The sequence below is a fragment of the Pseudoxanthomonas sp. F11 genome (assembly GCF_037046485.1).
Classification (GTDB): domain Bacteria; phylum Pseudomonadota; class Gammaproteobacteria; order Xanthomonadales; family Xanthomonadaceae; genus Pseudoxanthomonas_A.
Genome location: NZ_JBANLZ010000003.1, coordinates 126,101 through 151,643, shown reverse-complemented (window position 1 = coordinate 151,643; position 25,543 = coordinate 126,101). Strand labels below are relative to the sequence as shown.

Below are 25,543 nucleotides of genomic sequence, written 5' to 3'. Positions count from 1 at the left end.
CTGAAGGGAAAGGAGTGGGTACGGAGGAAGGAATCAGGCGCGGCGTTCGTACCAGGGCTTCGACGCATTGACGATGCGGACCACGGACAACATGACCGGCACCTCCACCAGCACGCCGACCACCGTGGCCAGCGCCGCGCCGGAATGCACGCCGAACACGCCCACGGCCGTGGCCACGGCGAGTTCGAAGAAATTGCTGGCGCCGATCAGCGCCGACGGGCCCGCCACGCAATGGGCCACGCCCAGCCTGCGGTTCAGCCAGTAGGACACGCCGGCGTTGAAATACACCTGGATCACGATGGGCACCGCGAGGATCGCGATGATCAGCGGCTGGTCGACGATCTGGCGGCCCTGGAAACCGAACAGCAGCACCAGCGTGAGCAGCAGCGCGCCCAGCGAGACCGGCCCCAACCGCCTGAGCAACGCCTGCAGCGCCACCTCGCCGCCGCGGCGCAGTATCCAGCCACGCAGCATCGCCGCGACGATGACCGGCACCACGATGTACAGCGCCACCGACAGCATCAGCGTCGCCCACGGCACGCTGATGGACGAGATGCCCAGCAGCAGGCCGACGATGGGTGCGAAGGCCACCACCATGATCGCGTCGTTCAATGCGACCTGGCTGAGGGTGAAGCGCGGCTCGCCATCGCACAGGTGGCTCCATACGAACACCATCGCGGTGCACGGCGCTGCCGCCAAAAGAATCAGCCCGGCCACGTACGAATCGATCTGCGCTGCAGGCAGGTGATCGACAAATACATGGCGCACGAACAGCCACGCCAGCAATGCCATCGAGAACGGCTTGATCGCCCAGTTCACGAACACGGTGACGCCGATGCCCTTCCAGTGCCGCTTCACGTCGCCCATCGCGCGGAAGTCGATCTTCAGCAGCATCGGGATGATCATCAGCCAGATCAGCACCGCCACCGGCAGGTTCACCTTGGCGATTTCCGCCGCTCCCAAGGTGGCGAACGCGCCCGGCAGCAGATAGCCCAGCGCCGTGCCCACGCCGATGCAGCCCAGCACCCACCAGGTCAGGTGGCGCTCGAAACCGCCCATGCGGCGCGACAGCGGCGGCGTATCGGCTACCGTCATGCGCAACCTTCAGGGCCGCACGGCGCGGCAGGCGCGCACTGTGCCGTGTCGCCACCGCAGCAGTTACGGGTCAGGAATTCGATCAGCCCGTTCATCGCCGCGAAGTCCGCGCGATAACAGACATGGCGTCCCCGCGCCTCGCTCTGCACCAGTCCGGCGGCTACCAGTTCCTTTAGGTGGAAGGACAGCGTCGCGCCCGGCAGCCCCAAGGCTTCGGCGATCTCCCCTGCCATGCGGCCGGCCGGGCCGGCTTCGACCAGCAGGCGGAAGACGGCCAGGCGGGTGGTCTGGCCCAGGGCGGCCAGGGCGACGGTTGCGTTTGTTATTTCCATAATTCTAGAATAATCGAACAATCAAAGCCTAACAAGCCGACATGACAGTTCCATTGCTGCCGCAGCTCGCGCCCGAGGCCTTCGACATGCCGGACGCCGACAAGCTCGCCATCGCCGGTTCGGGGCATCCGCCGCGCATCCTCATTCTGTACGGCTCGCTGCGCCCGCAGTCCTTCAGTCGCAAGCTGGCGCTGGAAGCCGAGCGCCTGCTGCAGCATTTCGGTGCGGAGACGCGCGTGTTCCATCCGCACGACCTGCCCATCCTGGACAGCGTGGGTGCGGACCATCCGGCGGTACAGCGGTTGCGCGCGTGGTCGCAGTGGTCCGAGGGCCAGGTCTGGGTCAGTCCGGAACGCCACGGCACTCTGTCGGCGGTGTTCAAGAACCAGATCGACTGGCTGCCGCTGTCCGAGGGCAGCGTGCGCCCCACCCAGGGCCGCACGCTGGCGGTGATGCAGGTGTGCGGCGGCTCGCAGTCGTTCAACGTGGTCAATGCGTTGCGCGTGCTGGGCCGCTGGATGCGCATGGTCACCATCCCCAACCAGTCGTCGGTGCCCAAGGCCTGGCAGGAGTTCGACGAAGCAGGCCGCATGAAGCCTTCGCCGTACTACGACCGCGTGGTGGACGTGATGGAGGAACTGGTGAAGTTCACCCTGCTGGTACGCGACCGCAGCGACTACCTGACCAGCCGCTACAGCGAACGCAAGGGCGACCTGGCGGCACGCGCCGTGACAGCCGCGTCCGGCGTGGCGGAAGAGACCGCACCTGTAGCGACCCCGCTTGCCGAAGCGCGTCAGGAAGAGGCCGCCGCCGTACCGGCCAGTCCCTGCTGCGGTCCCGCCTGCTGCGCCACCACGTAGCGATAGCCGGACGGGCGGGGCTTCATGTGCGGGGGTGAGTGACTTATACTCCCCCCCACTATCTAGGTGCGTGGCCGACATGCCCCATTCCCCCGCCGACAAGAAGAAGGCGCTTACGCGCGTGCGCCGCATCCGTGGTCAGCTGGATGCGCTCGAGCGTGCGCTGGAGGACGGCGCCGACTGCGCGCCCGTGCTGCAGCAGCTCGCCGCCGTGCGCGGTGCGGTGAACGGGCTGATGTCGGAAATCCTGGAAAGCCATCTGCGCGAGGAATTCGCGCATCCCGCCTCGACACCCGAACAGCGCGAGGCCGGCATCGATGCCGCCGTCGCGCTGGTCCGTTCCTATCTGAGGTAGGAGCGGGCCATGCCCGCGATGCTCCTCGGCCAAGGACGGGAAACGCATTGCGGGCATGGTCCGCTCCTACAGAAAATCGCCCTTCCCCCAGGAGACTGACCATGAAATCCCGTGCCGCCGTCGCCTTCGCCGCTGGCGAACCGCTGAAGATCGTCGAAATCGACGTCGCCCCGCCGCAGAAGGGCGAGGTGCTGGTGAAGATCACCCACACCGGCGTCTGCCACACCGATGCGTTCACGCTGTCGGGCGACGATCCGGAAGGCCTGTTCCCGGTCGTGCTGGGTCATGAAGGCGCAGGCATCGTGGTCGAGGTGGGCGAAGGCGTCACCAGCGTGAAGCCGGGCGACCACGTGATTCCGCTGTATACCGCCGAATGTGGCGAATGCCTGTTCTGCACGAGCGGCAAGACCAACCTGTGCACGGCGGTGCGCGCCACCCAGGGCAAGGGCGTGATGCCCGACGGGACCTCGCGCTTCTCCTATGAAGGCCAGCCGCTGTACCACTACATGGGCTGCTCGACCTTCAGCGAATACACGGTGGTCGCCGAGGTCTCGCTGGCGAAGATCAACCCCGAGGCGAATCCGGAACACGTCTGCCTGCTGGGTTGCGGCGTCACCACCGGCATCGGTGCCGTGCACAACACCGCCAAGGTGCAGGCAGGTGATTCGATCGCGGTATTCGGCCTGGGCGGCATCGGCCTGGCCGTGATCCAGGGCGCGCGCCAGGCGAAGGCCGGCCGCATCATCGCCATCGACACCAATCCGTCCAAGTTCGAGATGGCGCGGCAGTTCGGCGCCACCGACTGCGTCAACCCCAAGGACTACGACAAGCCCATCCAGCAGGTGATCGTGGAGATGACGGGTTGGGGCGTGGACCACTCCTTCGAATGCATCGGCAACGTCGACGTCATGCGCGCCGCCCTGGAGTGCGCGCATCGTGGCTGGGGCCAGAGCGTCATCATCGGCGTGGCAGGGGCGGGGCAGGAGATCAGCACGCGTCCCTTCCAGCTGGTGACGGGCCGCAAGTGGATGGGCACGGCGTTCGGCGGCGTGAAAGGCCGTTCGCAGCTGCCCGGCATGGTCGAGGACGCGATGAATGGCGAGATCGAACTCGCGCCGTTCGTCACCCACACCATGCCGCTGGACGAGATCAACGAAGCGTTCGACCTGATGCACGAGGGCAAATCGATCCGGTCGGTGGTGCATTACTGAGATGACAATGTCCCTTGAAAAGTCCCCCTTTGACGCGACGCCTGATGCAGCGATGGAGGGCGGCGCGCTCGACCAGGAAGCCCGCGATGCGATTGCGCGACTGGGTGAACACGACCTGCAGAAGATCGATCAGGCGATCCTGTCTTCGTTGGGTCGGGAGTGGAAGAAGGCGGGTTTCATCACCGCAGGCGTCATGATTGCCGCCCCGGACGAATACGAGGATCTGCCGGAGATGTTCTACGCGTCCCGGATCCGGCTGCTTGCCGAGGCATCGCGCATCGAGACGAAAGGCGATGCGCGTGCATTGAAGACCTTCGAGATCCGTCTGGCGCCCGCAACGGGAGTCGCCTGACATGACGACCGAGCGCATCGAACACCGTGCCTGCTTCGGCGGCTGGCAGGACGTCTACCGCCATCGCTCCGAGGTGCTCGGCTGCGACATGACGGTGGGCGTCTACCTCCCGCCGCAGGTCGAACAGGGACCGTGCCCGGTGCTGTACTGGCTCAGCGGCCTGACCTGCACCGAACAGAACTTCATCACCAAGGCCGGGGCGCAACGCTACGCGGCCGAACACGGGATCATCCTCGTCGCACCGGACACCAGTCCGCGCGGCGAGGGCGTGGCCGACGCCGAGGGCTACGACTTGGGCAAGGGCGCGGGCTTCTACGTCAACGCGACGCAGGCACCGTGGGCAACGCACTACCGCATGTACGACTACATCGTCGACGAGTTGCCGGCCTGGGTCGAGGCCGATCCGATGGCCAGCGACCGGCGTGCGATCAGCGGGCATTCGATGGGCGGCCACGGCGCATTGACCATCGCGCTGAAGAATCCCGGCCGCTACCGTAGCGTTTCGGCGTTCTCGCCGATCGTCGCGCCGACGCAGGTGCCGTGGGGCGAAAAGGCATTCGCCGCCTATCTGGGCGAGGATCGCGCGGCGTGGAAGTCGTACGACGCGGTCGAACTGATCGCGCGGGCGACGGAACGGCTGCCGCTACTGGTCGACCAGGGCGATGCGGACGAATTCCTGCACACGCAGCTGAAGCCGGAGCGACTGCAGGCCGCCGCCGAAGCGGCCGGCCATCCGCTGACCCTGCGCCTGCAGCCCGGCTACGACCACAGCTACTACTTCATCGCCAGCTTCATCGGCGACCACATCGCGCACCACGCCGCGGCATTGAAGGCGTAGGGCGGCCTCCCGCCTGCCGATGATCCGCCCGCGTGTGCGACGGTGGGCCGAGACCCACCCTACGTGGCAGCCGCGAGTTCGTAGTCGGTGAAGGCGAAGCGACCCTCGCGCAGCTCGGTGTCGCCTTGCGCGAGGATCAGAGGCGCATCGAACATCGGGCCAGCCGATACGCAGGTATGGAACTCGCCGTTCTCACCGCAGGCATCGACGTGGGCAGGCAGCTCGCCGAGCAATGCCCGGTCGAAGTCGCGACCTGCGAATCCGGCATCCAGTTGCTGCGTATCGACACAGCACAGCCGCGCGCGCAGTCCCCCGTCGATCATTTCTTGCGCGAGCGAGGCGGTGTGGCGGCCGAACAGCGGCGTGAGGACGTCCCAGCCCACGCGGGCCAGGTTCGCCACGCGCCAGGCGCGGATGTCTTCGAGGAAGAGGTCGCCGAACGCCATCGTGCGCAGCCCTGGCCAACGATCCCGGGCTCGGGCGATGGCATCGGCCATGGCGTGCTCGTAGTCGGTGTTCGAGCACTGCGCGGGAATCATCGCTTCCAGCAGCGGCAAGCCGGTCGCGCGTGCCTGCGCATGCAAGACGCTGCGGCGGATGCCCTGCATCGATACGCGGTCGTACTCGCGCGTGACGGTGGTCAGCAGGCCGACGACATCGACATCACCGCGTTGCCGCAGGAGGTGCAGCGTCCAGGCGGCGTCCTTGCCACCGCTCCAGGCCAGCAGGACGGGCGTGCGGCTCAAGCCGCGGCGACGTCGCGCAATTCCCAGGCGCCGCCGGCGAGCAGGCGCAGGCGATGCTTCAGGACATGACCGGGAATGGAAGAGCGTGCGACCAGCAGGATGCTGAGGTCGTCCTGCTGGCCGGAGACGGCGGCCTCCGGATCCACGGCGGCGAGGCCGGGATCGACGTCATCCGGATCGTCCTGGCGCGCGCGCCATCGCTCGAACAGGCTGCTGGTGCGCAGCGCATGCTGCAGCTGCGCGGCGAATTCGTCCGCGCCATGCGCATCGAAGCTGAAAGCCGGATCGCCGCCGCGCGCGCGGGCGGGATCGGGAAGACTGATGTAGTAACGGACCGCCATGGCGCCCCCGGTTCGAGCCAGGGGCATAGCGTAGCGTCGCCGCGTTAGGCCGCCGTTATGCGGCCTTGAACGGGGCGGGCGGCGCGGCGAAGGCGGCGACCACGGCGCCCTTGCCCACGTTGACCATGCCGGTGAGGCTCATGACGCTTTCGAACACCTCCACCTTGTTGTTCTCGCAGATGTCGCGCAGGCGCTGGTAGCCGGGCAGGGCCCGCATCTCGGCCAGTTCGCCGCCGTAGCTCAGGCAGACGGTGGGCGTCATCAGGCCGGCCATGACGCGGTTGCCGGTGAACTTGAACATCTGTTCGACCGCGTTCTCGAAACCCTTGATCTTGGCCACCGGCTCGGTGTTGCCGGCGTGGCCGTACAGCACCGGCTTGATGTCCAATGCGCTGCCCAGCGCCGCGCTCAGCAGGCCCACGCTGCGGTCGCCCTTGGTGCGGGCACGATTGCGCAGGTAGTACAGGTCGCGCGGAATCATGTAGCCGTGCGTGTTCTGCGCCAGTTCTTCCAGCCGCACGCGGATCTGCTGCACGCTGGCACCGGCGTCGCGCATGCGCACGGCTTCCACCGCGGTGATGCCCTGTGCGGCGAACAGGTTCTGCGTGTCGATCACCCGCAAGGCGAAGGGCGAGTTGTGGCCCGCGGCCTGCCGCACCGGCTTGTAATCGTTGAGGATCGCGAAGCTGGCCTGCATCGCGTTGTCGTGGATCGGCGAACGCGTCTTGGTGATCGTCATGCAGAACACGTGGTCGTAATCGATCACCAGCCGGCCCAGGAACAGGTCGCGGATCTGGTTCACGGTGAACGGCGTGGTCTCGGCCTCGTGGCCGCGCTCGGCCACGTGGGCATGCAGGAAGCTCAGCGTGGCCTGCTCATCGCGGTGATCGGCCAATACGGCTTCGCCGATGCGCACCGTGATGGGCAGGATGACGATGTTGTTCCGTTCCAGGTACTCCAGCGGCAGATCGCACGCAGAGTCGACGACTATCCCAATGCGCATTTCAGCCCCTCCCGGCATCCGTCGCATTTGTGCTTATCTCCGCAAAACTAGCGGACAACAGCGGGCAAGTCGTCGCGTAAACGCATGAAGTGTGATTCGCATCACCTTTTTGAGCGGTGGCCGGGGGTGGGAAACTCTCGGGTGCATCCCGTTTGCATGCGGGCCTGTTCCGCAGTATTAATGTGACAAGTGTCACAAATGCGGTGCGCGCCCGCTTGTCCATGACCGGGACGCGCCCGACACTCGCACCGAACGCATGGGGCAACATGAAACAGGGGCGGTGGACGCTGCTGCTGCTTCTGGCCCTGCTGACGGTGGCAGGCGCGCAAGCGGAGAACATCGTGCGCATCGACCGCATCCAGCCGCAGGCGCTGGAACAGCAGGCGGGACAGCGCGCCGGATTGTTCTCGGAACGCCGCTTCGAAAGCGGTGGTGCGTCGCTGCGCGTGATCGGCAACGGCGAGTGGCGTATCGCGCCTAGTCCGGACGTGCGCGAACCGCTGCTGGTGTTCTACCACCCCTACACGGCGCGGGTCAGCGTGCAGGACGCGCCTGGCAGGGCGGTGCGACGCCAGGACATCTTCAGTCCCGATCTCGATCCACGTTACAGCCGACGGGCACTGGTGTTCCCGCTGAGCGATGACGGGCCGGTCCATGTGAAGGTGGAGGGCGCGCGTTATCCCCTGCGCGTGGCCGTGGAGCCGGGACCGGACTACGCGGCCGCCGATCTGTGGCATGTCCGCCTGGTACTGCCGGCGATCGGCATCGTGCTGGGCGTCTCGCTGGCGGTGCTGCTGTTCTGGGCCATGCTGCGCGACCGCGTCTACCTGCTGTACGCGGGCGCGATGCTGTTCCAGCTGCTGTATGCCCTGTGCTCGTACGGCGAGGCCTACGCATGGCCGGGACTCTCGGTGCTGGCGCGTTTCGGCGCGCAGGGCATCTGGGCCGTCGGCACGCTGGCCACCATCCTGCTGGTTTACCTGTGGCTGGACTATGCCGGCCTGCGCAAGGTGACGCCGCGGCTGGCGGCCGCCGTACGTGTCGTCGGCGCCTATGGCGGCGGCCTGACGCTGGTGTTACTGGTCTCCCCTTGGCCGGCCGACAAGGCGTGGTTTCCGGACATCGCCAACGCCCTGTTCCTGCTCACCAATGCGATCGCGCTGGTGACGCTGGTGGTGGCTTGGCGCCGCGGCCAGCGGCACGCCGCCTACGTCCTGATCGCCTGGGTGCCGCTGCTCGCCTTCACCATGGCGCGCGCGCTGCGCTTCAGCGTGGGCGAACGCGCCGAGCCCTGGCTGGAGTACGGCCTGCCGTGGGTGCAGGCATTCACCGCGGTGGTGCTGGCGCTGGGCCTGGCCGACCGCATGCTGACCTTCCGGCGCGAACGCGACCGCGCCAAGGCCCATGCTGAGCGCGACGGCCTGACCGGCGTGCTCAACCGCGGCGGCATCGAACACCGGCTCGACTGGGCGCTGATCGAGCGCGAGCGCGAACGCATGCCGGTGTCGCTGCTGTTCATCGACCTGGACAACTTCAAACAGATCAACGACCGCCACGGCCATGCGCTCGGCGACGCCTGCCTGCGCGCGGTGACGCGCGCGGTGAGCGAGCAGTTCCAGTACGGCGACCAATTGGGTCGGCTGGGGGGTGAGGAGTTCGTCCTGGTGCTGTCGGGGGTGGAGCGGCCGGTGGCCCTGCGCATCGCCGAGCAGGTGGGCGCGCGCATCCGCCGGGATTGTGCCTGCGTGGAAGGCGTGGCGGTCGCCGTCACCGCCAGCATCGGCGTCGCCCAGGCGCGTGACGGGGATTCGGTGGCGTCGCTGATCGCGCGTGCGGACCAGGCCATGTATGCGGCCAAGCGTGCCGGCGGCGACCGCGTGATGACGGAAGACGCCCCGGCGTGCGTCCCGGAAGACACGAAGGCGCCCGAAGGCGCCTCCGTCGACTGATCCGACACCCCCGAACTACTTGGAGTACGCGCGCGGCAGTGGGCCTGCCTGTTCCAGGTAGCGGTCCCGCAGTTCGGTCTGGCGCGAACGCATGGGTATCGCGCGGCCGCCCAGCCACACCTGCTGCGCGGTGTTCGCCACGTCCAGCGGGTCGCCGCTCCACAGCACCAGGTCGGCCAGCCTGCCCGGCGCGATGGTGCCCACGCGGTCGCCCACGCCGAACGTCTCCGCTGGCACCCGGGTCAGTCCCGCCAGGCCGTCCTCCCAGGGCAGGCCGTTGGCCACCGCATTGCCCGCCAGCTGGCGGATCTTGCGTGCGTTGTGCGAGGCATCGCCAGCCTGCGAGAAGCCGACGCCCACGCCGGCCGCATCCAGCCGCGCCGCGTTTTCCAGTGTGGCGCCGATCTGGTCGAAGTCCGCCGGCAGGTCCGCCAGCGCGTCGACGAACACGGGTACCCTGGCCTGCGCCAGCTGCGCTGCCAGCTTCCAGGCCTCGGCACCGCCGGCGATGGCGATTCGCACGTTCTCGCGCTGCGCCCAGCGCAGCAGCTGGCGGATGTCGGCGGCACGGTTCACCGCCACCACGATGCGGCCATTGCCGGCCAGGTAGCGCGCCAGCGTGGCGCGCCCGGCCGGGGTCAGCAGCGCATGCGGCGAATCCACCGGCACCCGGCCGCGCGCCTCGGCGACCATCTGGTCCAGCAGCATCCATTGCGCCGCGCGCGACTTGCCGCTCAGTTCGGACGCGCCACCGCCCAGCCTTACGAACAGGGCGCGCGGGCCCACCGGGTCGGCGCTGCCGTCCAGCCGCATCACGCCGCCCTGGCCAGCGATGAAGGAGCCGCCGGTCGCTGCGGCCAGCAGGGTGAAGCCGATGCCTTCCACGCGCGCCACCGGGATCACCACCGACGCCGGGTTGTAGGCCAGCGTCACGTCGAACTCGGGACGCATGGGCTGGTCTTCCAGCGTGACCGCCGCATCCACCGTCGACGACTCACCGGAGACCTCCTCGATGCCGATCTCGGTGATGCCGCCGAAGAAGGCCGGGGTCAGCGGACGACCGTCGGCTTCGACCACCGTCGCGGCGGCGGGTGCGGCCAGTGCGGTACCGACCGCCTGCACCACGCCATTGCGCACCAGCACGTCTGCGTTCTTCAACGTGCCCTGCGCCCCGGCGGTGTGCACGGTGGCGTTGCGGATCAGCACGTCCTGCGCGAAGGCGGCGAACGAGGTCGACGCCAGTGCGACAGCTACCGCCCACGCCCTCACCGTCGTCCCAGCGAACGCTGGGACCCATATGGCTTTCGTCTTTTCCGCTGCGCTCGTCGTTGAAAGCACAAGCAAGGTGGATCCCCGCGTTCGCTGGGATGACGGCAAGGACACATCCTGCGCGCGGCTCATGGCATCACCTCCTGCCCCAGCATGAAGTCCGACACCGGTTGCCGGCTGCGGTCGTTGCGGTCGTACAGACGTGCCCCGTCGATGTAGACCTGCTCGGCCTTGGCGTACACGCTGAAGGGGTTCTGGTTCCACACCACCACGTCGGCCATCTTGCCGGCCTCCAGTGTGCCGGTGCGCTCGGCGATGCCCAACGACTTCGCCGCGTTGCTGGTCACCCAACGGATCGCGCGCTCGGGCGGGATATCGCCCATGCCGGCACGGCGCGCGTTCGCCATCACCTTGGCGGCCTCCTGGTTGAGACGCTGGATGCCCTCATCCGAATCCGAATGCACGATGGCGCAGCCGTTCGCGGGGCGGTCCACCAGCGCGATGTTCTCCTGGATGCCGTCGAACGCTTCCATCTTGAAGCCCCACCAGTCGGCCCACAGCGCGCCGCACACGCCTTCCTGCGCCAGCCGGTCGGCCAGCTTGTAGGCCTCCACGCCGTGGTGGAACGCGGCCACCTTGAAGCCGAACTCCTTCGCCAGATCGAGCATCGTGGTCATCTCGTCGGCGCGGTAGCAGTGGATGTGCACCAGGATCTCGCCATTGATCGCACCCGCCAGCGTGTCCAGCTTCAGGTCCCGCTTACCGCCGCTGTCGCCGGAGCTGTCGGCCTTGTCGTCGCCGGAGGCGCGCTCCCACCAGCGCTTCTTTTTCGGCTGCTGGGGCTTGGGCGCGTTCTTCTTCAGGTATTCGCTGGCATCGATGAAGGCCGCGCGGTAACCCGCCACGTTGCCCATGCGCGTGGCCGGACCGCTCTTGCCGCCGTAGACACGCTTGGGGTTCTCGCCGCAGGCCATCTTCAGGCCCCACGGGGCGCCAGGGAACTTCATGCCCTGGTAGCTGGTGGACGGCACGTTCTTCAGCGTCACGCCACGGCCGCCGACCAGGTTGGCCGATCCGGGCAGGATCTGCAGCGAGGTCACGCCACCGGCCAGCGCGGTGTGGAACCCGGGATCCTGTGCCCAGATGGAATGCTCCGCCCACACGTTGGCCGTCACCGGTGCGGTCATCTCGTTGCCGTCGCTGTGCGCCTTTACGCCCGGGCTGGGATACACGCCCAGGTGCGAGTGCACGTCGATCAGGCCGGGCGTTACCCACTTGCCGGTCGCGTCGACACGGGTGGCGCCTTCGGGCGCGGACAGGCCGCGACCGACCGCCGCGATCCTGCCATCGGCCAGCAGTACGTCGGCGCCATCGAGGCGTTCACCGGTGCCGGTCAGCACCGTCGCGTTGGCCAGGAGCACCGGCGCGGCCGGGATGGCGCGGTAGGTACTCGGGTACGGGTCCTGGGTGAAGCGGGAGGCGGGCGTGGCGGCCAGCGCGCCGCCGCCCAGCGAGGCCAGGATCAGCCCGGCCAGCAAGGTCGTTCGCATCGTGTTTCCCCTGAAAGAGACCCGAAACCTAACCGGCGGCGCCGCGCCTTGCCAAGTGCAGGCGTCGCAGTCGTGCCAGAATCCCGGTACAACAACAAGAAGAAGAGGCTTTCATGAAGGACAAGAGCGAGATCGTCGACAACTGGCTGCCGCGCTACACCGGCGTGCCGCTGGACCAGTTCGGCGAACACATCCTGCTGACCAATTTCGGCGGCTACCTCAACGTGTTCTCGCAGCTGACCGGCGCGCCTATCGTCGGCCTTGACCGGCCGATGGCCAGCGCCACCGCCGACGGCATCACCATGATCAACTTCGGCATGGGCAGTCCCAACGCGGCCACGATGATGGACCTGCTGTCGGCCATCATGCCCAAGGCGGTGCTGTTCCTCGGCAAGTGCGGCGGGCTGAAGCGCAAGAACCAGCTGGGCGACTTGGTGTTGCCCATCGCGGCGATCCGCGGCGAAGGCACCAGCAACGACTACCTGCTGCCGGAAGTGCCGGCGCTACCCGCCTTCGCCCTGCAGCGCGCGGTCTCCACGATGATCCGCGACCTGGGCCACGACTACTGGACCGGCACGGTATACACCACCAATCGCCGCGTGTGGGAACACGACACCGCGTTCAAGGAGCGCCTGCGGGCGATGCGCTGCATGGCCATCGACATGGAAACCGCCACCGTCTTCGCCGCCGGGTTCGCCAACCGCATCCCCGTCGGCGCGCTGCTGCTGGTCAGCGACCAGCCGATGATCCCGGAAGGCGTGAAGACCGAAGCCAGCGACGCCAAGGTCAGCTCCTCGTTCGTCGAGAACCACATCACCATCGGCATCGAAGCGCTGCGGTTGATCCGCCGTAACGGGAAGTCGGTGCGGCATTTGCGGTTTGACGAATAGGCCGCCCTCCCCACCTGTAGGAGCGCCCCATGGGCGCGATGCCGTTGTCGAGATTCGAGAAGCAAAGCATCGCGCCCATGGGCCGCTCCTACGTAATCTTGCACACCGCACCGGTGTATTAAGGTGTATCGAGCGCAGTCTCCACAGGAGAACAACATGGACAACAGCAGCGACGTCATCACCTTCTGGCGCAACGCCGGCTACGAGAAGTGGTTCTCGCGCGATGACGCCTTCGACGCCGAGTTCGACCAGCGCTTCCGCGGGCTGCACTTCCGCGCAGCGCGGCGGGAGCTCGAGGGCTGGATGGGCGATGCCGAGGGCGCGCTGGCGCTGACCCTGTTGCTGGACCAGTTCACGCGCAACTGCTTCCGGCAGAGCGCGCATTCGTACGCCACCGACGGGCTGGCGCGGCACTACGCCGCGCGGGCCATCGAGGCGGGATTCGACGCGCAGGTCGATCCGGCGCTGAAGATCTTCTTCTACATGCCGTACGAGCATTCCGAAGCGCTGGACGACCAGCAGCGTTCGCTGGACCTGTTCCGTGCCACCGGTGATGAGAACTACATCAAGTACGCGCAGTTGCACTACGACTTGATCGCCCGCTTCGGCCGGTTCCCCCATCGCAATGAGGCGATGGGCCGCATCTCCACGCAGGAAGAGCGCGATTACCTTGCCAGCGGCGGCTTCTCGGGATAGGCGGGTGGTGGTGGCTTGCGGATGCGTCGCAGGTGGTGAAGGAAAGGCATCGCGCCCATGGGGCGCTCCTACAAAGCCGGTTTCTCTGTAGGAGCGCTCCATGGGCGCGATGCTTTTACGCCGAGGAAAAAAAGAAAGCGGGCCGAAGCCCGCTTTCCCATGCACACCCTGAATCGTGCCGGCTCAGTACTTGCTGATCGTGCCGTCCACGTCATCGGCCCAGGCATTGATGCCGCCGGTGACGTTGTGGACGTTGGTGAAGCCGAGTGCGCGGAACTCTTCCGCGGCCTGCTGGCTGCGGCCGCCGCTGCGGCACAGGAAGGCCAGCGCCGTGTCCTTCGGCAGCGCTTCCAGTTCGGCACGGCCGTTGCCGTCGAAGGTCTTGAACGGCAGTTTCACCGAGGCGATGGCGCGTTCGTCGGCCGGACGCACGTCGACCAGCAGCACTTCGCTGGCACGGACCTTCGCGTCGGCATCCATCGGCGACAGCGCCTGCACCGGCTTGGGCGCGTTCGGGTTGTCGATGGCCAGGCCCTTGCCGCGGATGTCGTCCACCCAGTCGATGGTGATGCCGTCGGCGCGGCGCGCACTGGCCAGATCGAACTGCACGCGCACGCCATTGGACTCGGCGGCGATGGCGTTGGCGTCGAACTGCGCCAGCTGGAAGTTCGGCTGGAACTGCGCGTTGATCGACAGTGCCAGCGCGGCACCCGGACCGGCATCGGCCACGGCGTTCTGCAGCATCTCGGCGGCGGCCGGGGTAATGGTGATCGCCGGCGGCGTGCGGTCCGGCGCTTCCAAGCCCAGCAGCGTGGCCAGTTCGCCGGAGTTGGTCATCTGCTCGATGATGTCGCTGCCGCCGATCAGTTCGCCGTCGATGTACAGCTGCGGGATGGTCGGCCAGTCGCCATAGACCTTGATGCCCTCGCGGATCTCCTGGTCGGCCAGCACGTTGACGTGCGCGTAGTCCACACCCAGCGCCGACAGCGCGCCCACCGCCTTGGCCGAGAAGCCGCACTGCGGCATGGTCGGCTGGCCCTTCATGAACAGCACCACGCGGTTGGACTGCAGGAGGGATTCGATGCGCGAGCGCAGGGCGGGGTCGAGGGACATGGACGGGTACCGGTCAGCGGGAGGGGAATTCTACGCCCCATGGCATCATGGGGGATGAGCACGACAGGAACACTGCATCGTCCGCCGCGCCGTCCCGGCCTGATATTGGGCCTGTTGGTGCTGTCGCAAGTGGGCGTGGCCTGCCTCTGGTGGCGGTTCGGCTGGCAGGTCGGCCTGCCGGTGATGGTAGCCACCCATCTGATGGTGGTGGCCGCCACGCTGCATCCGCGCGCCACCCTGTTCTGCCCGGCGCTGGCGCGGTTGCCGACGGCCGAACGCGTGGTCTGGCTGACCGTCGATGACGGTCCCTCCGACGACACCGCTGCGATGCTGGAACTGCTGGATCGCCACCAGGCGAGGGCCACGTTCTTCCTGGTGGGCGAACGCGCCAGGGCGCATCCGGCCCTGGTCCAGGCCCTCCGCGACCGCGGCCATGGCATCGGCAACCACAGCGCCGATCACCCCGATACGCGCTTCTGGCGGCTGGGGCCGGCCGCCATGGAAGACCAGATAGGCCGCACGCAGTCCATCCTCACCGCGATCACCGGGCAGACCCCGCGCTGGTACCGCAGCGTGGTGGGCATGACCAACCCGTTCGTGGGGCTGTCGCTGAAACGGCACGGCCTGGCGCGCGTGGCCTGGAGTGCGCGCGGCTTCGACGGCGTGAACTGCCGGCCCGACCAGGTGCTTGCGCGCATCACCCGCGACATCGCGCCCGGCGCCATCGTGCTGTTGCATGAAGGGGCGGCGCACGGTCACAACGTGGCGATCCTCGAGCAGTTGCTGGCGTGGCTGGACGCGCAGGGCTATCGCACGGTGCTGCCGGATGAGCATGTGCAACGCGATACGTCGATCGTGACGGCTTGAATCCCTTCTCCCGCCGGGAGAAGGTGGCGCGAAGCGCCGCATGAGGGTGTGCCACCGTCGCCTATCCGGCATCTGCGCTGCGGCTCGTTCGTCCTCATCGGATCGGAGGCGCTGTGGGGGCGCCCCCGCCCCTCTCCCGGGGGCAGAGAGGCTTAGGCGAGCAACCGGTGCGCCACCGGGAACGCCAGCCGCGTCCACTCGGTGTACATCGCAGCGGACGGATGCAGGCCGTCGTCCGCCACCATCGCCGGCTCGGCGCCCCGCGCACGACTGACCGGGGTGATGTCGACGAAGGCCGCGCCGCGTTGCGTGCAGGCCTCGCGCGCCGCAAGGTTGTAGGCATCCAGTTCGCGCGCGATCTGTGCGGCATCGCGGCCGGACTTCGCCCCGAACGGAGTCACGCCCCAGTCGGGAATCGACAGCACCAGCACGCGCTCGGGCCGGTTGCCGGCGAAGCCGATGGCCCGCCACAGCAGCGCGGCGAACTGCGTGCGGTATTCCTCCACCTCGCGGCCGCGGTACTGGTTGTTCACGCCGATCAACAGGCTGACGAAGTCGTGCTGGCCCAGCGGCTCGGCGGCGGTGATGGCGGCATCCAGCTCGTCGGTGGTCCAGCCCGTGGTGGCGATGATGCGTGGGTCGCCGAGCAGCACGCCTTCCTGCCGCAGCAGGCGCGCCAGTTGCATGGGCCAGCGGCCCGTCTCGTCCACGGCTTCACCGATCGTGTAGGAGTCGCCCAGCGCGAGGTAGCGCAGTTCGGTGGTGAGGGCAGTGGTGTGGGGGGCGGAGATCGTGGTCATGGGCGAATGATGCGCTCTTCGGATCTACGGTAGGAGCGACGTGAGTCGCGACCGTGAATCCGGTGGGCCTGGAAGATGTCGAGCACCCGATACTTCGCCAGCGGCGGTGCCCTGCTCGCGCTCGAACAGAGCAACGTCTGGTCGCCGCGTGCGGTCGCGACTCACGTCGCTCCTACAGGGGCAACGCGCTTACGCCGCCGCCGGCCGCGACGTGCCCTTGATCGGCACCACCTTGGTGGCGGCCTCGGCGCGGCGCGACAGGGCGCGGTCGATGCGGGCGAAGACTTCGCGCATCGTAGCCGCTTCCGGCAGCAGGGTGACGCGGAAGTGGTGGCGGTAGGGCACGTTGAAGCTGGAGCCCGGCACGACCAGCACGCCTTCGGTTTCCATCAGTTCCAGCGCGAACGTGTGGTCGTCGAAGCCCTTGGCGGCATCGCCGACCACCGCCGGGAATGCATACAGTGCGCCGGCCGGGTTCACCAGCGCCAGGTGTGGGCTGGCCTCGCAGGCCTCGATCACCGCGCGGCGGGTTTCGTACAGGCGGCCACCCGGCGCGCACAGCGCGCTGATGGTGTCCGGGCCGTTGACCGCCGCTTCGATGGCGTACTGGCCGGGCACGTTGGCGCACAGGCGCAGCGCGCTGAGCAGGTCCATCGCATGCAGGAAATCGCGCACCACGTCGCCGTGGCCGGACACCACGCCCCAGCCCACGCGCCAGCCGCAGGCGCGGTGCACCTTGCTCAGGCCGCTGAAGGTGATGCACGGCACGTCGCCGGCGAGCGGGGCGACCGGCACGAAGCTCGCGCCGTCGTACAGCACCTGGTCGTAGATCTCGTCGACCATCAGCAGCAGGCGATGCTTGGCCGCGATGGCGACGATGCGCTCCAGCAGTTCGCGCGGGTACGTCGCGCCGGTGGGGTTGTTGGGGTTGATCAGCACGATGGCGCGGGTGCGCGAGCTGACCAGCTGCTCGATCTCGACCGGATCGGGCAGGAAGTCGTTGTCCGGATCGCAGCGGTAGTACACCGGGCGGCCGTCGTTGAGGATGGTGGCCGCCGACCACAGCGGGTAGTCGGGCGAGGGCACCAGCACTTCGTCGCCCGGATTCAGTAGCGCGCGCAGCGACAGGTCGATCAGTTCCGACACGCCGTTGCCGACGAATACGCGGTCCGGGTGCGCATCCGGCGTGCCGCGCTGGGCGTACGCCGCGGCGATCGCATCGCGCGCCGAGGGCAGGCCCTGCTGGTGCGTGTACGGATCGGTGCGGCCCATGTCGTCGGCGATCGCGCGCTGCAGGTGTTCCGGCGCACGGAAACCGAACGCGCCCGGGTTGCCGATGTTGAGCTTGATCAGCTTCTGCCCCTGGGCCTCCAGCTCCCGGGCTCGCCGCGCCAGTTCGCCCCGGATTTCGTAGCGGACTTCGGACAGGCGTTCGCGCGTGGCGAGCGGTTTGACGGGCGGGGTGGGCATGGCGGGACCGCAGAAGGGCGAATGAGCTGGGGAGGGCCAGCTTAGCGGATATTCGGCCTGTCCGGCCCCGTCGGCTTCAGGGGCCGTCTAGAATGCGCGCCATGCCCGAAACCCCCGTCCCCCGCGTGCCCGACGTCACCCTGCTGAGATCGATCGGCTGGCCTTATATGGGGAAACCGGAGGACAGCGCGTGGCGGGCCGCCATGGAGGCCCACCCTGGCGCCACCCCGGCACGCGTGATCGAGCAGCACCGCTCGGGCTATGTCGTGGCGGACGCCCCCGGCGTGGGCGTGAAGGCCGAATCGCTTCCCGAATGGCAGCGCCCGCGGTTTCCCGCCCACGAACGCCCCGCCGTCGGCGATTGGGTGCTGCTGGAGGATGCCGCCTCCAAGCGCCCGCGCATCGTGGCGCTGCTGCCGCGCCATACCGGCATCAAGCGTGGCGCGGCCGGCGAGCATTACCACCAGCAGGTGATCGCCGCGAACATCGATACGGTGTTCATCGTCTGCGGCCTGGATGCCGACTTCAATCCGCGCCGCATCGAGCGCTACCTGCTGCTGGTCGGTGGCGGCGGCGCGCAGCCGGTGGTGGTGCTGACCAAGGCCGACCGCACTGAATATGCCGACGACGCGGTCGAGGTGCTGGCCGACCTCACCACGCAGGGCGTGCCGGTGTTCACCGTCAATGCGAAGGATGCCGACAGCGTCGCGCAGCTGGCCCCGTGGCTGGAACCGGGTCATACCGTCGTGCTAGTGGGGTCGTCGGGCGCGGGCAAGTCGACGCTGACCAATACGCTGCTCGGCGACGAACGCATGAAGACCGGCGAAGTGCGCGAAAGCGACTCGCGGGGGCGCCACACCACCACGTTCCGCGCCCTCATCCCGCTGCCGGCCGGCGCCTGCCTGATCGACACGCCCGGCATGCGCGAACTCAAGCCCACCGGTGAGGAAGACCTGGCCGACGGCGGTTTCGCCGACATCGAAGTGCTGGCCGAGCAGTGCAAGTTCCGCGACTGCTCGCATGACCGCGAGCCGGGCTGCGCGGTGCGCGCGGCCATCGAGCGCGAAGAACTGGACGAGGGCCGCTTCCTCAACTATCTCAAGCTGCGCGATGAGGTCGCCGCGGCGGCGGACAAGCTGGCCGCGCGCCTGGCCGACAAGGCGAATGCGAAGGTGCAGAACAAGGCGTTGAACAAGCGCCTGACGGACAAGTACGGGAAGCGCTAGGTCCTCCGCGCGTCGCGCGAAGAACCTCCCACGCTTCGCTTCGCAAAGCGCGGGCCCCAGCCCACGCGGCCGATCCCCGTTCGCGCCGCAGGCGCGAGTCGCCCCCTTGCCAAGGGGGCAGCGTCATGAAGGCGCAAACACCTTCTTGAGTGCGATGGTGTCCGGCTTCAATCCCACAGATTGATGAACCCGGTGATGATCAGCGCATTGGTGAAGTCGATGAAGAACGCACCCACCAGCGGCGCCACCAGGAACGCGCGCGGCGCCATGCCGTAGCGTTCCACCAGGGTGCGCATCACCGCCATCGCATTGGCCGTGGTGCCCAGCATGAAGCCGATGAAGCCGCCGCCCATCACCGCCGCGTCGTAGTCGCGCCCCATCACCCGGAACACCACGCCGCAGAACAGCGCCACCAGCGCCACCTGCAGCGTCAGGTTCACCAGCAGCGGTGCGGCCAGGCCGGCCAGTTCCCACAGCTTGAGGTTCATCAGCGCCACCGCCAGGAACAGCGACAGGCAGACGTTGCCGATCAGGTCGGTGGTCGCCACCGGCAGGCGGATCCAGCCGGTGCGATCGTCGAGGTAGCGGATCAGCGCGCCCACCATCATCGCGCCGACGTAGGCGGGCAGGGTCAGCCCCGCCGCGCTCAGCCCGGCGCTGACGCCAGCGCCCAGCCACATGGCCACCAGAATCACCACGATGCTCTTCAGCGCATTGGATTCGCGAGTGGCGAAGTCCGGCGTATCGCGCGCACCCAGCGGTTCGGCCGCCGATTCGTCAGGCGCGCCCAGGCGCACGCCGCCATACAGCTTGTGACGCCGGATCAGCACGGTCGCCACGGGACCGCCGAGCAGGCCGCCGCACAGGATGCCGGCCATCGCCGAAGCGACGGCGATCGATTCCGCCCCGGTCACGCCGGCCTGCTCGAACAGCGGCGCGAACGCCAGGCCCGTCGCCGGCCCGCCGGTCAGCGTGGTCGAGCCGGCCAGCACGCCGAACAGCGGATGCAGGCCGAACCCCAACGCCACCGCCATGCCCAGCAGGTTCTGCACGATCGCGAATGCAGACGCCAGCAGCAGGAACACCAGCACCTGGCGCCCGCTGAGCTTCAACAGCGCCACGCTGGCGTTGACGCCGATGGTGGTGAAGAAGGCGATCATCAGCGGCGCCTGCAGGCTGGTGTCCAGGGTGAACAGGGTGACCTCGCGGCTGCGCGCCACCAGCACGGCCAGCGCCACCATCAGGCCGCCGATCACCGGCGCCGGCAGGTTGTAGCGGTTGAACAGCGGGACCACGCGACACAGCGCATAACCGAGGAAGAGGGCCAGGCCGGCGAAGGCCAGCGTCTGCACCGCATCGAGTTCCAGCATGCCGCCCCCGCACCGATGGAAGAGCGTCGAGCATAGTCCAGGCGTGGGCGCTTGTGCCGTCCACCGCATGCGCTGGGCTACAGTGTGCGCCAGGGAGGATCCATGCAGCCCGATATCGCCCATCACGCCGCGCTCGACGAGCGCCTGGTCAAGGCCGTGCGCGGCATCAAGCTGCTCAGCCTGGCCAGTTGGCCGGCCGACGCCCAGAGCCGCTTCCTGGCGGGCGTGGCGCGCGGCCAGCCGGCATTGCCGGCGATCGAATACCCGCGCCTGGACTTCGGCGATGCGCGCCGGGAACTGGCCGCCATCGCGGCCGCCGCGGACCCCGACCATCCGCTGGGCTGCTACCTGCGCGATTCGGTGCGCAGCTGGGACATCGCCGCGCAGTTGCTGGAGTCGCTGGGGACGCCGACCGTGACCACGCATTCGGTGGCGCTGTTCGGCACCCCGGAAGCATGCCTGCCCGGCGACGGTCCGACCACGCGCGAAGCGGCCGGGCACTTCATCGCCATCGCCAACGACCTGGACCACGAACTGCTGGCGCCGGAGGAGCACGTCCCGGTATCGGCCACCGCCCTGCAGTTGCAGCTGCAGGCCGACCTGGACGAGTTCTTCGACGGTCGCGTCATCACTGTCGAGCTGGACCCCACGCTGATCGCGAAGGCGGCGGCCGGCGCCACCCGCATCCGCCTGCGCCACGGCGCCGCTTTCAGCGACTACGACCGCCGCCAGCTGCTGCAGCACGAGGCGCTGGTGCATTCGCTGACCGCGTTGAACGGGCGCGAGCAGACGGTGCTGCCCAGCCTGGCGCTGGCCTCGCCCCGGGTGACCGCCACCCAGGAGGGCCTGGCCACGTTTGCCGAACAGATCACCGGCAGCATCGACATCGAGCGCATGAAGCGCATCAGCCTGCGCATCGAAGCGGTAGCCATGGCCCTGGCCGGGGCCGACTTCATCCAGGTCTTCGACTATTTCCGCGACCAGGGACAGAGTGCGGCGGAAAGCTTCTCCTCGGCGCAGCGGGTGTTCCGCGGCGTGCCCACCGCGGGCGGATCGGCGTTCACCAAGGACACGGTGTACCTGCGCGGCCTGATCGGCGTGCATACCTTCTTCCGTCGCTCGCTGCAGCAGGACCGGCTGCGGCTGTGCCGGCGGCTGTTCGCCGGCAAGATGACCCTGGAGGACGTCACCGCCTTCGAGCCGCTGTTCGAGGACGGCGTGCTGGCTCCGCCGCGCTGGCTGCCGCGCTGGGTCAGCCGCGCCAACGGGCTGGCCGGCGTGCTGGCGTTCTCGCTGTTCGCCAACCGCATCCGGCTGGACAAGTTGTCGGCCGACGGCTGATCACCTGCAGCCACTTGATCTTCGCAGGTGATGCACGGGGGCGTACTGCGTGATGCAGCGCCGCATCCACGAAATCCGGCCCCGGCGGGGACCGGTTAGAATTGCCGCTCCCCCGCCTTCACCACAGGCACCGTGTCCGCAATGACGAACGACGATTTCAAACAGGCCGCGCTGGAATACCACCGGCTGTCCCCGCCCGGCAAGATCAAGGTCGCACCGACCAAGCCGATGCTGACCCAGCGCGACCTGGCGCTGGCCTATTCGCCGGGCGTGGCCTATGCCTGCGAGGCGATCGTCGACAATCCCACCAGCGCCAGCGAACTGACCGCGCGCGGCAACCTGGTGGCCGTGGTCACCAACGGCACCGCGGTGCTGGGGCTCGGCAATATCGGCCCCCTGGCCGGCAAGCCGGTGATGGAAGGCAAGGGCGTGCTGTTCCAGAAATTCGCCGGCATCGACGTGTTCGACATCGAGATCGACGAGACCGACCCGGACAAGCTGGTCGACATCATCGCCTCGCTCGAGCCCACCTTCGGCGGCATCAACCTGGAGGACATCAAGGCGCCGGAATGCTTCATCGTCGAGCGCAAGCTGCGCGAGCGGATGAACATCCCGGTCTTCCACGACGACCAGCACGGCACCGCGATCATCGTCGGCGCGGCGGTGGTCAACGCGCTGGAGGTGGTGGGCAAGAAGATCGGCGACGTGAAGCTGGCCACCAGCGGCGCCGGCGCGGCCGGCATCGCCTGCCTGGACATGCTGGTGGCGCTGGGCCTGAAGCCGGAGAACATCCTCGCCTTCGACCGCGATGGCGTGATCTATACCGGCCGCCCGAACCTGGATCCGGACAAGGCGCGCTACGCGCGCGACACCGACAAGCGCTCGCTGGCGGAGATCGTCGCCGGCGCGGACATCTTTCTGGGCCTGTCGGCTGGCGGCATCCTGAAGCCGGAAATGGTCGCCACGATGGCGGACAAGCCGGTCATCCTGGCGCTGGCCAACCCCAATCCCGAGATCTCGCCGGCCGATGCCAAGGCCGTGCGTCCGGATGCCATCATCGGCACCGGCCGCAGCGACTATCCGAACCAGGTCAACAACGCGCTCTGCTTCCCGTACATCTTCCGCGGCGCGCTGGACGTGGGTGCCACCGTCATCAACGAGGCGATGAAGGTCGCCTGCGTGCATGCCATCGCCAACCTGGCGCGCCGCGAAGCGTCCGACCTGGGCAGCGCCTACGGCGACGATGTGCCCTGCTTCGGCCCCGAATACCTCATCCCGCGCCCGTTCGATCCGCGCCTGCTGGTGGAAGTGGCGGCGGCGGTGGCGCAGGCGGCGATGGACAGTGGTGTCGCGCTGCGCCCGATCGCCGACATGTGGGCCTACCGCGAGAAGCTGGGCCAGTTCGTCTACCGCACCAGCCTGATGATGAAGCCGGTGTACGACCGCGCACGCGCCGACAAGAAGCGCGTGGTGTACGCCGAAGGCGAGGAGGAGACCGTGCTGCGCGCGGTGCAGACGGTGATCGACGAGGGGCTGGCCTTCCCCATCCTGATCGGCCGCCCCGAGGTGATCGACGCGCGCATCCAGCGTCTGGGCCTGCGGATGCGTGCGGGCGTGGATTTCGAGCTGACCAACCAGAACGACGACCCGCGCTTCAACGACTACTGGCAGCACTACCATGCGTTGACCGCGCGTCGCGGCGTGACCCCGGCCGCGGCGAAGAACCTGATGCGTTCGCGGCCCACGCTGATCGCGTCGGTGATGGTGGCGCGCGGCGAGGCCGACGCCCTGATCACCGGCATCGTCGGGCGCTTCCACAAGAAGCTGGGCTACGTGCGCAGCATGATCCCACTGGATCCGGGCGTGCAGTCCACCTCGGCCATGACCGGCGTGATCAACAACCAGGGCGCGTACTTCTTCCTGGACACGCACGTGCAGGACGACCCCACCGCCGAACAGATCGCCGAGGCCACGCTGCAGGCGGCTTACCGGCTGAAGCTGTTCGGCATCGAGCCGCGCATCGCGCTGCTGTCGCACTCCAACTTCGGCAGCCACGAAACGCCGGGCTCGCTGAAAATGCGCAAGGTGCGCGAGCTGCTGCTCAAGCGCAAGCCGGACCTCAACGTGGACGGCGAGATGCAGGGCGACACCGCCTGGGACGAAGTGCTGCGCAACCGGATCATGCCGGGCAGCACGCTGAGCGGGCGCGCCAACCTGTTCGTGCTGCCCAACCTGGACGCGGCCAACATCGCCTACAACATGGTGCGCGTGGTCACCGATGGCGTGGCCATCGGCCCCATCCTGATGGGCATCTCCAAGCCGGTGCACATCCTGACCACCAGCGCCACGCCGCGCCGCGTGATCAACATGACCGCCATCGCCGCCGTCGACGCGCAGATCCGCCAGCAACGCGAGGCCGAGCGCAGCGGGCCGGGTTGAGCGGTCCGTCCAGGAGAGGAAAAGCCCCGCATGCGGGGCTTTTTTCTGTTGGGGATCCCTGTAGGAGCGACATCAGTCGCGACCGCATGCCATCAGACACCCTGGACACGTGATTCATGCGGTCGCGACTGACGTCGCTTCTACAGAATACGATCAGGGCTCTTCCTCGCCATCGAGAATGCGCCTCTGCAGCGCATCCAGGTAGGCATCGGCATCGGCGGTGGACTCGAAGATCTCGTCCATCGACACCGCCTGCACGATCTCGATCACCTTGCGGATCCGTTCCTGCGGGTGGATCACCAAGCGCCGACGCTCGTCGCGGGTCGGGCGATCAGCCGACCCGCACGATCAGCTTGCCGAGATTGTCGCCCCGGACAAGCCGGGACAGGGCGAGCGGCGCCAGTTCCAGGCCGTCCACATATTCCTCGTGCCAGCGCAGCCGTTCGCTGCGCAGCAGGGCGCCCATGTCGCTGATGAAGCCCGGATCGACCAGGAACTGCGGATGCAGGCGGGCGATGTCACGATGGGTGAACGAGCGCACCACCAGGCGGCGCATCAGGATGGCATCGAGGAAGGCGGGCAGCCGGTCGGTGGCCGGCTCCGGCCACAGTTCGCCTTCCATCATTCCGCACAACGGCATCCTGGCGCCGTCGTTGAGCAGCGGCATCACCGTATCGATGCAGTGCCCATGCACGCTTTCCAGGAACACGTCCACGCCGTCCGGGCAGGCAAGCCGCAGCCGGTCGGCGAAATCGTCGGCATGGCGGTCCAGCGCGACGGAGAAGCCGTACGTTTCGCGCACATGGCGGCACTTCTCCTCGCTGCTGGTCACGGCGACGATGCGCGCGCCCCGCATCTGCGCCAGTTGCCCCGCCGTGGCACCGATCGGTCCGCTGGCCGCGGCCACCACCATGGTTTCGCCGGGCCTTGGCTGGCAGACTTCGCGCACGGCCGACCAGGCGATGAAGCCGTACATGCCGTAGATGCCGAGTGCCGTGCTGACCGGCGCCACGCCGGGATACAGCTTGCGCCGGATCGAGGTGGCATCGACTACCTGATGGCTCTGCCATCCGGTGTGCGCCAGTACCAGGTCGCCGGCCTTGAAGCCGGCGTGCCGCGACGCCACCACGCGCGACACGGTGCTGCAGGGCATCACCTGGCCGAGCGCCAGGATGTCGCTATCGGGTGCGTGCTCCTGCATGCGGCTGGCCGAGCAGATGTCGATCGACACCAGCTCCGTCTTGAGCAGCAGCTGGCCGTTCTGCGGGAGCCTCAACGGCATCCGCTCGATGCGGAAGCAGTCGGCGATGTCACGACCTGACGGCCGGTGGGCGAGTACGACGCGTGTATTGCTGGGCGTTGCGCCGATGGCGGCGCGATGCGGGGGCGGATCGGGCGCACGCGCGCCCAGATGCGTGGTTGGTGTCACC

General features: G+C 68.0%; 25 protein-coding genes. 12 read left to right on the top strand and 13 right to left on the bottom strand.

Annotated elements, in window-relative coordinates:
* Positions 1–33 precede the first annotated feature (33 nt).
* Both arsB and V8246_RS11225 read right to left on the bottom strand, forming a co-directional pair.
* Complete coding sequence (arsB, locus tag V8246_RS11230) at positions 34–1,059, bottom strand: ACR3 family arsenite efflux transporter (RefSeq protein WP_336189508.1); 1,026 nt, start codon at positions 1,057–1,059, stop codon at positions 34–36.
* 32 nt (positions 1,060–1,091) lie between these two features.
* Positions 1,092–1,427, bottom strand: coding sequence for a metalloregulator ArsR/SmtB family transcription factor (locus V8246_RS11225; protein ID WP_336189218.1), 336 nt, complete (start codon positions 1,425–1,427; stop codon positions 1,092–1,094).
* 41 nt (positions 1,428–1,468) lie between these two features.
* Here V8246_RS11225 and arsH point away from each other — a divergent pair, with 41 nt between their 5' ends.
* From arsH to fghA, 5 genes are all read left to right on the top strand, one after another.
* Complete coding sequence (gene arsH, locus V8246_RS11220) at positions 1,469–2,287, top strand: arsenical resistance protein ArsH (protein WP_336189217.1); 819 nt, start codon at positions 1,469–1,471, stop codon at positions 2,285–2,287.
* Between the two features lie 79 nt (positions 2,288–2,366).
* Entirely contained in the window at positions 2,367–2,642 is a 276-nt protein-coding gene (gene frmR, locus V8246_RS11215; RefSeq protein ID WP_336189216.1) for a formaldehyde-responsive transcriptional repressor FrmR, read from the top strand.
* Between the two features lie 101 nt (positions 2,643–2,743).
* Positions 2,744–3,853, top strand: a complete 1,110-nt coding sequence (locus V8246_RS11210) for an S-(hydroxymethyl)glutathione dehydrogenase/class III alcohol dehydrogenase (protein ID WP_336189215.1) — start codon at positions 2,744–2,746, stop codon at positions 3,851–3,853.
* Positions 3,854–3,860: 7 nt separating this feature from the next.
* On the top strand, positions 3,861–4,205 hold the full coding sequence (locus tag V8246_RS11205; protein ID WP_336189214.1) for a DUF3658 domain-containing protein: 345 nt from the start codon (positions 3,861–3,863) through the stop codon (positions 4,203–4,205).
* 1 nt (position 4,206) lies between these two features.
* Entirely contained in the window at positions 4,207–5,043 is an 837-nt protein-coding gene (fghA, locus tag V8246_RS11200) for an S-formylglutathione hydrolase (RefSeq protein ID WP_336189213.1), read from the top strand.
* Positions 5,044–5,102: 59 nt separating this feature from the next.
* Here the strand turns inward: fghA and V8246_RS11195 are convergent, their stop codons facing one another.
* The 3 genes from V8246_RS11195 to V8246_RS11185 are packed head-to-tail and all read right to left on the bottom strand — an operon-like array spanning position 5,103 to position 7,133.
* Positions 5,103–5,789: an ATP-binding protein gene (locus V8246_RS11195; RefSeq protein WP_312772116.1), complete on the bottom strand. Its 687-nt coding sequence runs from the start codon at positions 5,787–5,789 to the stop codon at positions 5,103–5,105.
* The gene (locus V8246_RS11190; RefSeq protein ID WP_336189211.1) at positions 5,786–6,130 is read right to left on the bottom strand and encodes a hypothetical protein; all 345 of its coding nucleotides are present in this window, start codon (positions 6,128–6,130) and stop codon (positions 5,786–5,788) included. Before V8246_RS11190 ends, V8246_RS11195 begins: the two co-directional genes overlap by 4 nt.
* A gap of 55 nt (positions 6,131–6,185) precedes the next feature.
* On the bottom strand, positions 6,186–7,133 hold the full coding sequence (locus V8246_RS11185) for a DegV family protein (protein WP_336189210.1): 948 nt from the start codon (positions 7,131–7,133) through the stop codon (positions 6,186–6,188).
* A 266-nt stretch (positions 7,134–7,399) separates the two neighbouring features.
* Between V8246_RS11185 and V8246_RS11180 the strand changes: the two genes are divergently transcribed.
* The gene (locus V8246_RS11180) at positions 7,400–9,082 is read left to right on the top strand and encodes a diguanylate cyclase (protein WP_336189209.1); all 1,683 of its coding nucleotides are present in this window, start codon (positions 7,400–7,402) and stop codon (positions 9,080–9,082) included.
* A 15-nt stretch (positions 9,083–9,097) separates the two neighbouring features.
* Here V8246_RS11180 and V8246_RS11175 read toward each other — a convergent pair whose 3' ends face one another.
* Positions 9,098–10,351: an amidohydrolase family protein gene (locus V8246_RS11175; protein ID WP_336189208.1), complete on the bottom strand. Its 1,254-nt coding sequence runs from the start codon at positions 10,349–10,351 to the stop codon at positions 9,098–9,100.
* Between the two features lie 128 nt (positions 10,352–10,479).
* Positions 10,480–11,901 carry an amidohydrolase gene (locus tag V8246_RS11170; protein ID WP_336189207.1) on the bottom strand — a complete coding sequence of 474 codons (1,422 nt, stop codon included), beginning with the start codon at positions 11,899–11,901 and terminating at the stop codon, positions 10,480–10,482.
* A 113-nt stretch (positions 11,902–12,014) separates the two neighbouring features.
* On the opposite strand from V8246_RS11170, the gene V8246_RS11165 reads away from it, so the two are divergent.
* A complete protein-coding gene (locus tag V8246_RS11165; protein WP_336189206.1) occupies positions 12,015–12,791 on the top strand; it encodes an AMP nucleosidase in 777 nt (258 codons plus the stop codon).
* 156 nt (positions 12,792–12,947) lie between these two features.
* A complete protein-coding gene (locus tag V8246_RS11160; protein ID WP_336189205.1) occupies positions 12,948–13,487 on the top strand; it encodes a DUF924 family protein in 540 nt (179 codons plus the stop codon).
* A gap of 183 nt (positions 13,488–13,670) precedes the next feature.
* Here the strand turns inward: V8246_RS11160 and grxD are convergent, their stop codons facing one another.
* A complete protein-coding gene (gene grxD, locus V8246_RS11155; protein ID WP_336189204.1) occupies positions 13,671–14,600 on the bottom strand; it encodes a Grx4 family monothiol glutaredoxin in 930 nt (309 codons plus the stop codon).
* Between the two features lie 54 nt (positions 14,601–14,654).
* On the opposite strand from grxD, the gene V8246_RS11150 reads away from it, so the two are divergent.
* Entirely contained in the window at positions 14,655–15,467 is an 813-nt protein-coding gene (locus V8246_RS11150) for a polysaccharide deacetylase family protein (RefSeq protein ID WP_336189203.1), read from the top strand.
* A gap of 152 nt (positions 15,468–15,619) precedes the next feature.
* Here V8246_RS11150 and V8246_RS11145 read toward each other — a convergent pair whose 3' ends face one another.
* Together V8246_RS11145 and V8246_RS11140 are read right to left on the bottom strand one after the other, a co-directional pair.
* Positions 15,620–16,267, bottom strand: coding sequence for an SGNH/GDSL hydrolase family protein (locus V8246_RS11145; protein ID WP_336189202.1), 648 nt, complete (start codon positions 16,265–16,267; stop codon positions 15,620–15,622).
* A 189-nt stretch (positions 16,268–16,456) separates the two neighbouring features.
* Complete coding sequence (locus V8246_RS11140) at positions 16,457–17,737, bottom strand: pyridoxal phosphate-dependent aminotransferase (protein ID WP_187574057.1); 1,281 nt, start codon at positions 17,735–17,737, stop codon at positions 16,457–16,459.
* Positions 17,738–17,829: 92 nt separating this feature from the next.
* On the opposite strand from V8246_RS11140, the gene rsgA reads away from it, so the two are divergent.
* A complete protein-coding gene (gene rsgA / locus V8246_RS11135; RefSeq protein WP_336189201.1) occupies positions 17,830–18,963 on the top strand; it encodes a ribosome small subunit-dependent GTPase A in 1,134 nt (377 codons plus the stop codon).
* A gap of 167 nt (positions 18,964–19,130) precedes the next feature.
* Here rsgA and gltS read toward each other — a convergent pair whose 3' ends face one another.
* On the bottom strand, positions 19,131–20,333 hold the full coding sequence (gene gltS, locus V8246_RS11130) for a sodium/glutamate symporter (protein WP_336189200.1): 1,203 nt from the start codon (positions 20,331–20,333) through the stop codon (positions 19,131–19,133).
* 102 nt (positions 20,334–20,435) lie between these two features.
* Between gltS and V8246_RS11125 the strand changes: the two genes are divergently transcribed.
* Complete coding sequence (locus V8246_RS11125; protein ID WP_336189199.1) at positions 20,436–21,674, top strand: flavohemoglobin expression-modulating QEGLA motif protein; 1,239 nt, start codon at positions 20,436–20,438, stop codon at positions 21,672–21,674.
* 141 nt (positions 21,675–21,815) lie between these two features.
* Positions 21,816–24,113, top strand: coding sequence for an NADP-dependent malic enzyme (locus V8246_RS11120; RefSeq protein WP_336189198.1), 2,298 nt, complete (start codon positions 21,816–21,818; stop codon positions 24,111–24,113).
* A 153-nt stretch (positions 24,114–24,266) separates the two neighbouring features.
* Here V8246_RS11120 and V8246_RS11115 read toward each other — a convergent pair whose 3' ends face one another.
* Positions 24,267–24,413 carry a hypothetical protein gene (locus V8246_RS11115; protein ID WP_336189197.1) on the bottom strand — a complete coding sequence of 49 codons (147 nt, stop codon included), beginning with the start codon at positions 24,411–24,413 and terminating at the stop codon, positions 24,267–24,269.
* 31 nt (positions 24,414–24,444) lie between these two features.
* A complete protein-coding gene (locus V8246_RS11110) occupies positions 24,445–25,542 on the bottom strand; it encodes an NADP-dependent oxidoreductase (RefSeq protein ID WP_336189196.1) in 1,098 nt (365 codons plus the stop codon).
* Position 25,543 lies beyond the last annotated feature (1 nt).

Coding starts and splice junctions, on each gene's coding strand:
- frmR (WP_336189216.1), top strand. CDS start 2,367: ATGCCCCATTCCCCCGCCGACAAGAAGAAGGCGCTTACGCGCGTGCGC.
- V8246_RS11185 (WP_336189210.1), bottom strand. CDS start 7,133: ATGCGCATTGGGATAGTCGTCGACTCTGCGTGCGATCTGCCGCTGGAG.
- V8246_RS11190 (WP_336189211.1), bottom strand. CDS start 6,130: ATGGCGGTCCGTTACTACATCAGTCTTCCCGATCCCGCCCGCGCGCGC.
- V8246_RS11180 (WP_336189209.1), top strand. CDS start 7,400: ATGAAACAGGGGCGGTGGACGCTGCTGCTGCTTCTGGCCCTGCTGACG.
- gltS (WP_336189200.1), bottom strand. CDS start 20,333: ATGCTGGAACTCGATGCGGTGCAGACGCTGGCCTTCGCCGGCCTGGCC.
- V8246_RS11205 (WP_336189214.1), top strand. CDS start 3,861: ATGTCCCTTGAAAAGTCCCCCTTTGACGCGACGCCTGATGCAGCGATG.
- V8246_RS11160 (WP_336189205.1), top strand. CDS start 12,948: ATGGACAACAGCAGCGACGTCATCACCTTCTGGCGCAACGCCGGCTAC.
- V8246_RS11140 (WP_187574057.1), bottom strand. CDS start 17,737: ATGCCCACCCCGCCCGTCAAACCGCTCGCCACGCGCGAACGCCTGTCC.
- V8246_RS11225 (WP_336189218.1), bottom strand. CDS start 1,427: ATGGAAATAACAAACGCAACCGTCGCCCTGGCCGCCCTGGGCCAGACC.
- arsH (WP_336189217.1), top strand. CDS start 1,469: ATGACAGTTCCATTGCTGCCGCAGCTCGCGCCCGAGGCCTTCGACATG.
- V8246_RS11170 (WP_336189207.1), bottom strand. CDS start 11,901: ATGCGAACGACCTTGCTGGCCGGGCTGATCCTGGCCTCGCTGGGCGGC.
- V8246_RS11210 (WP_336189215.1), top strand. CDS start 2,744: ATGAAATCCCGTGCCGCCGTCGCCTTCGCCGCTGGCGAACCGCTGAAG.
- rsgA (WP_336189201.1), top strand. CDS start 17,830: ATGCGCGCCATGCCCGAAACCCCCGTCCCCCGCGTGCCCGACGTCACC.
- V8246_RS11125 (WP_336189199.1), top strand. CDS start 20,436: ATGCAGCCCGATATCGCCCATCACGCCGCGCTCGACGAGCGCCTGGTC.
- fghA (WP_336189213.1), top strand. CDS start 4,207: ATGACGACCGAGCGCATCGAACACCGTGCCTGCTTCGGCGGCTGGCAG.
- grxD (WP_336189204.1), bottom strand. CDS start 14,600: ATGTCCCTCGACCCCGCCCTGCGCTCGCGCATCGAATCCCTCCTGCAG.
- V8246_RS11150 (WP_336189203.1), top strand. CDS start 14,655: ATGAGCACGACAGGAACACTGCATCGTCCGCCGCGCCGTCCCGGCCTG.
- arsB (WP_336189508.1), bottom strand. CDS start 1,059: ATGGGCGGTTTCGAGCGCCACCTGACCTGGTGGGTGCTGGGCTGCATC.
- V8246_RS11145 (WP_336189202.1), bottom strand. CDS start 16,267: ATGACCACGATCTCCGCCCCCCACACCACTGCCCTCACCACCGAACTG.
- V8246_RS11165 (WP_336189206.1), top strand. CDS start 12,015: ATGAAGGACAAGAGCGAGATCGTCGACAACTGGCTGCCGCGCTACACC.
- V8246_RS11120 (WP_336189198.1), top strand. CDS start 21,816: ATGACGAACGACGATTTCAAACAGGCCGCGCTGGAATACCACCGGCTG.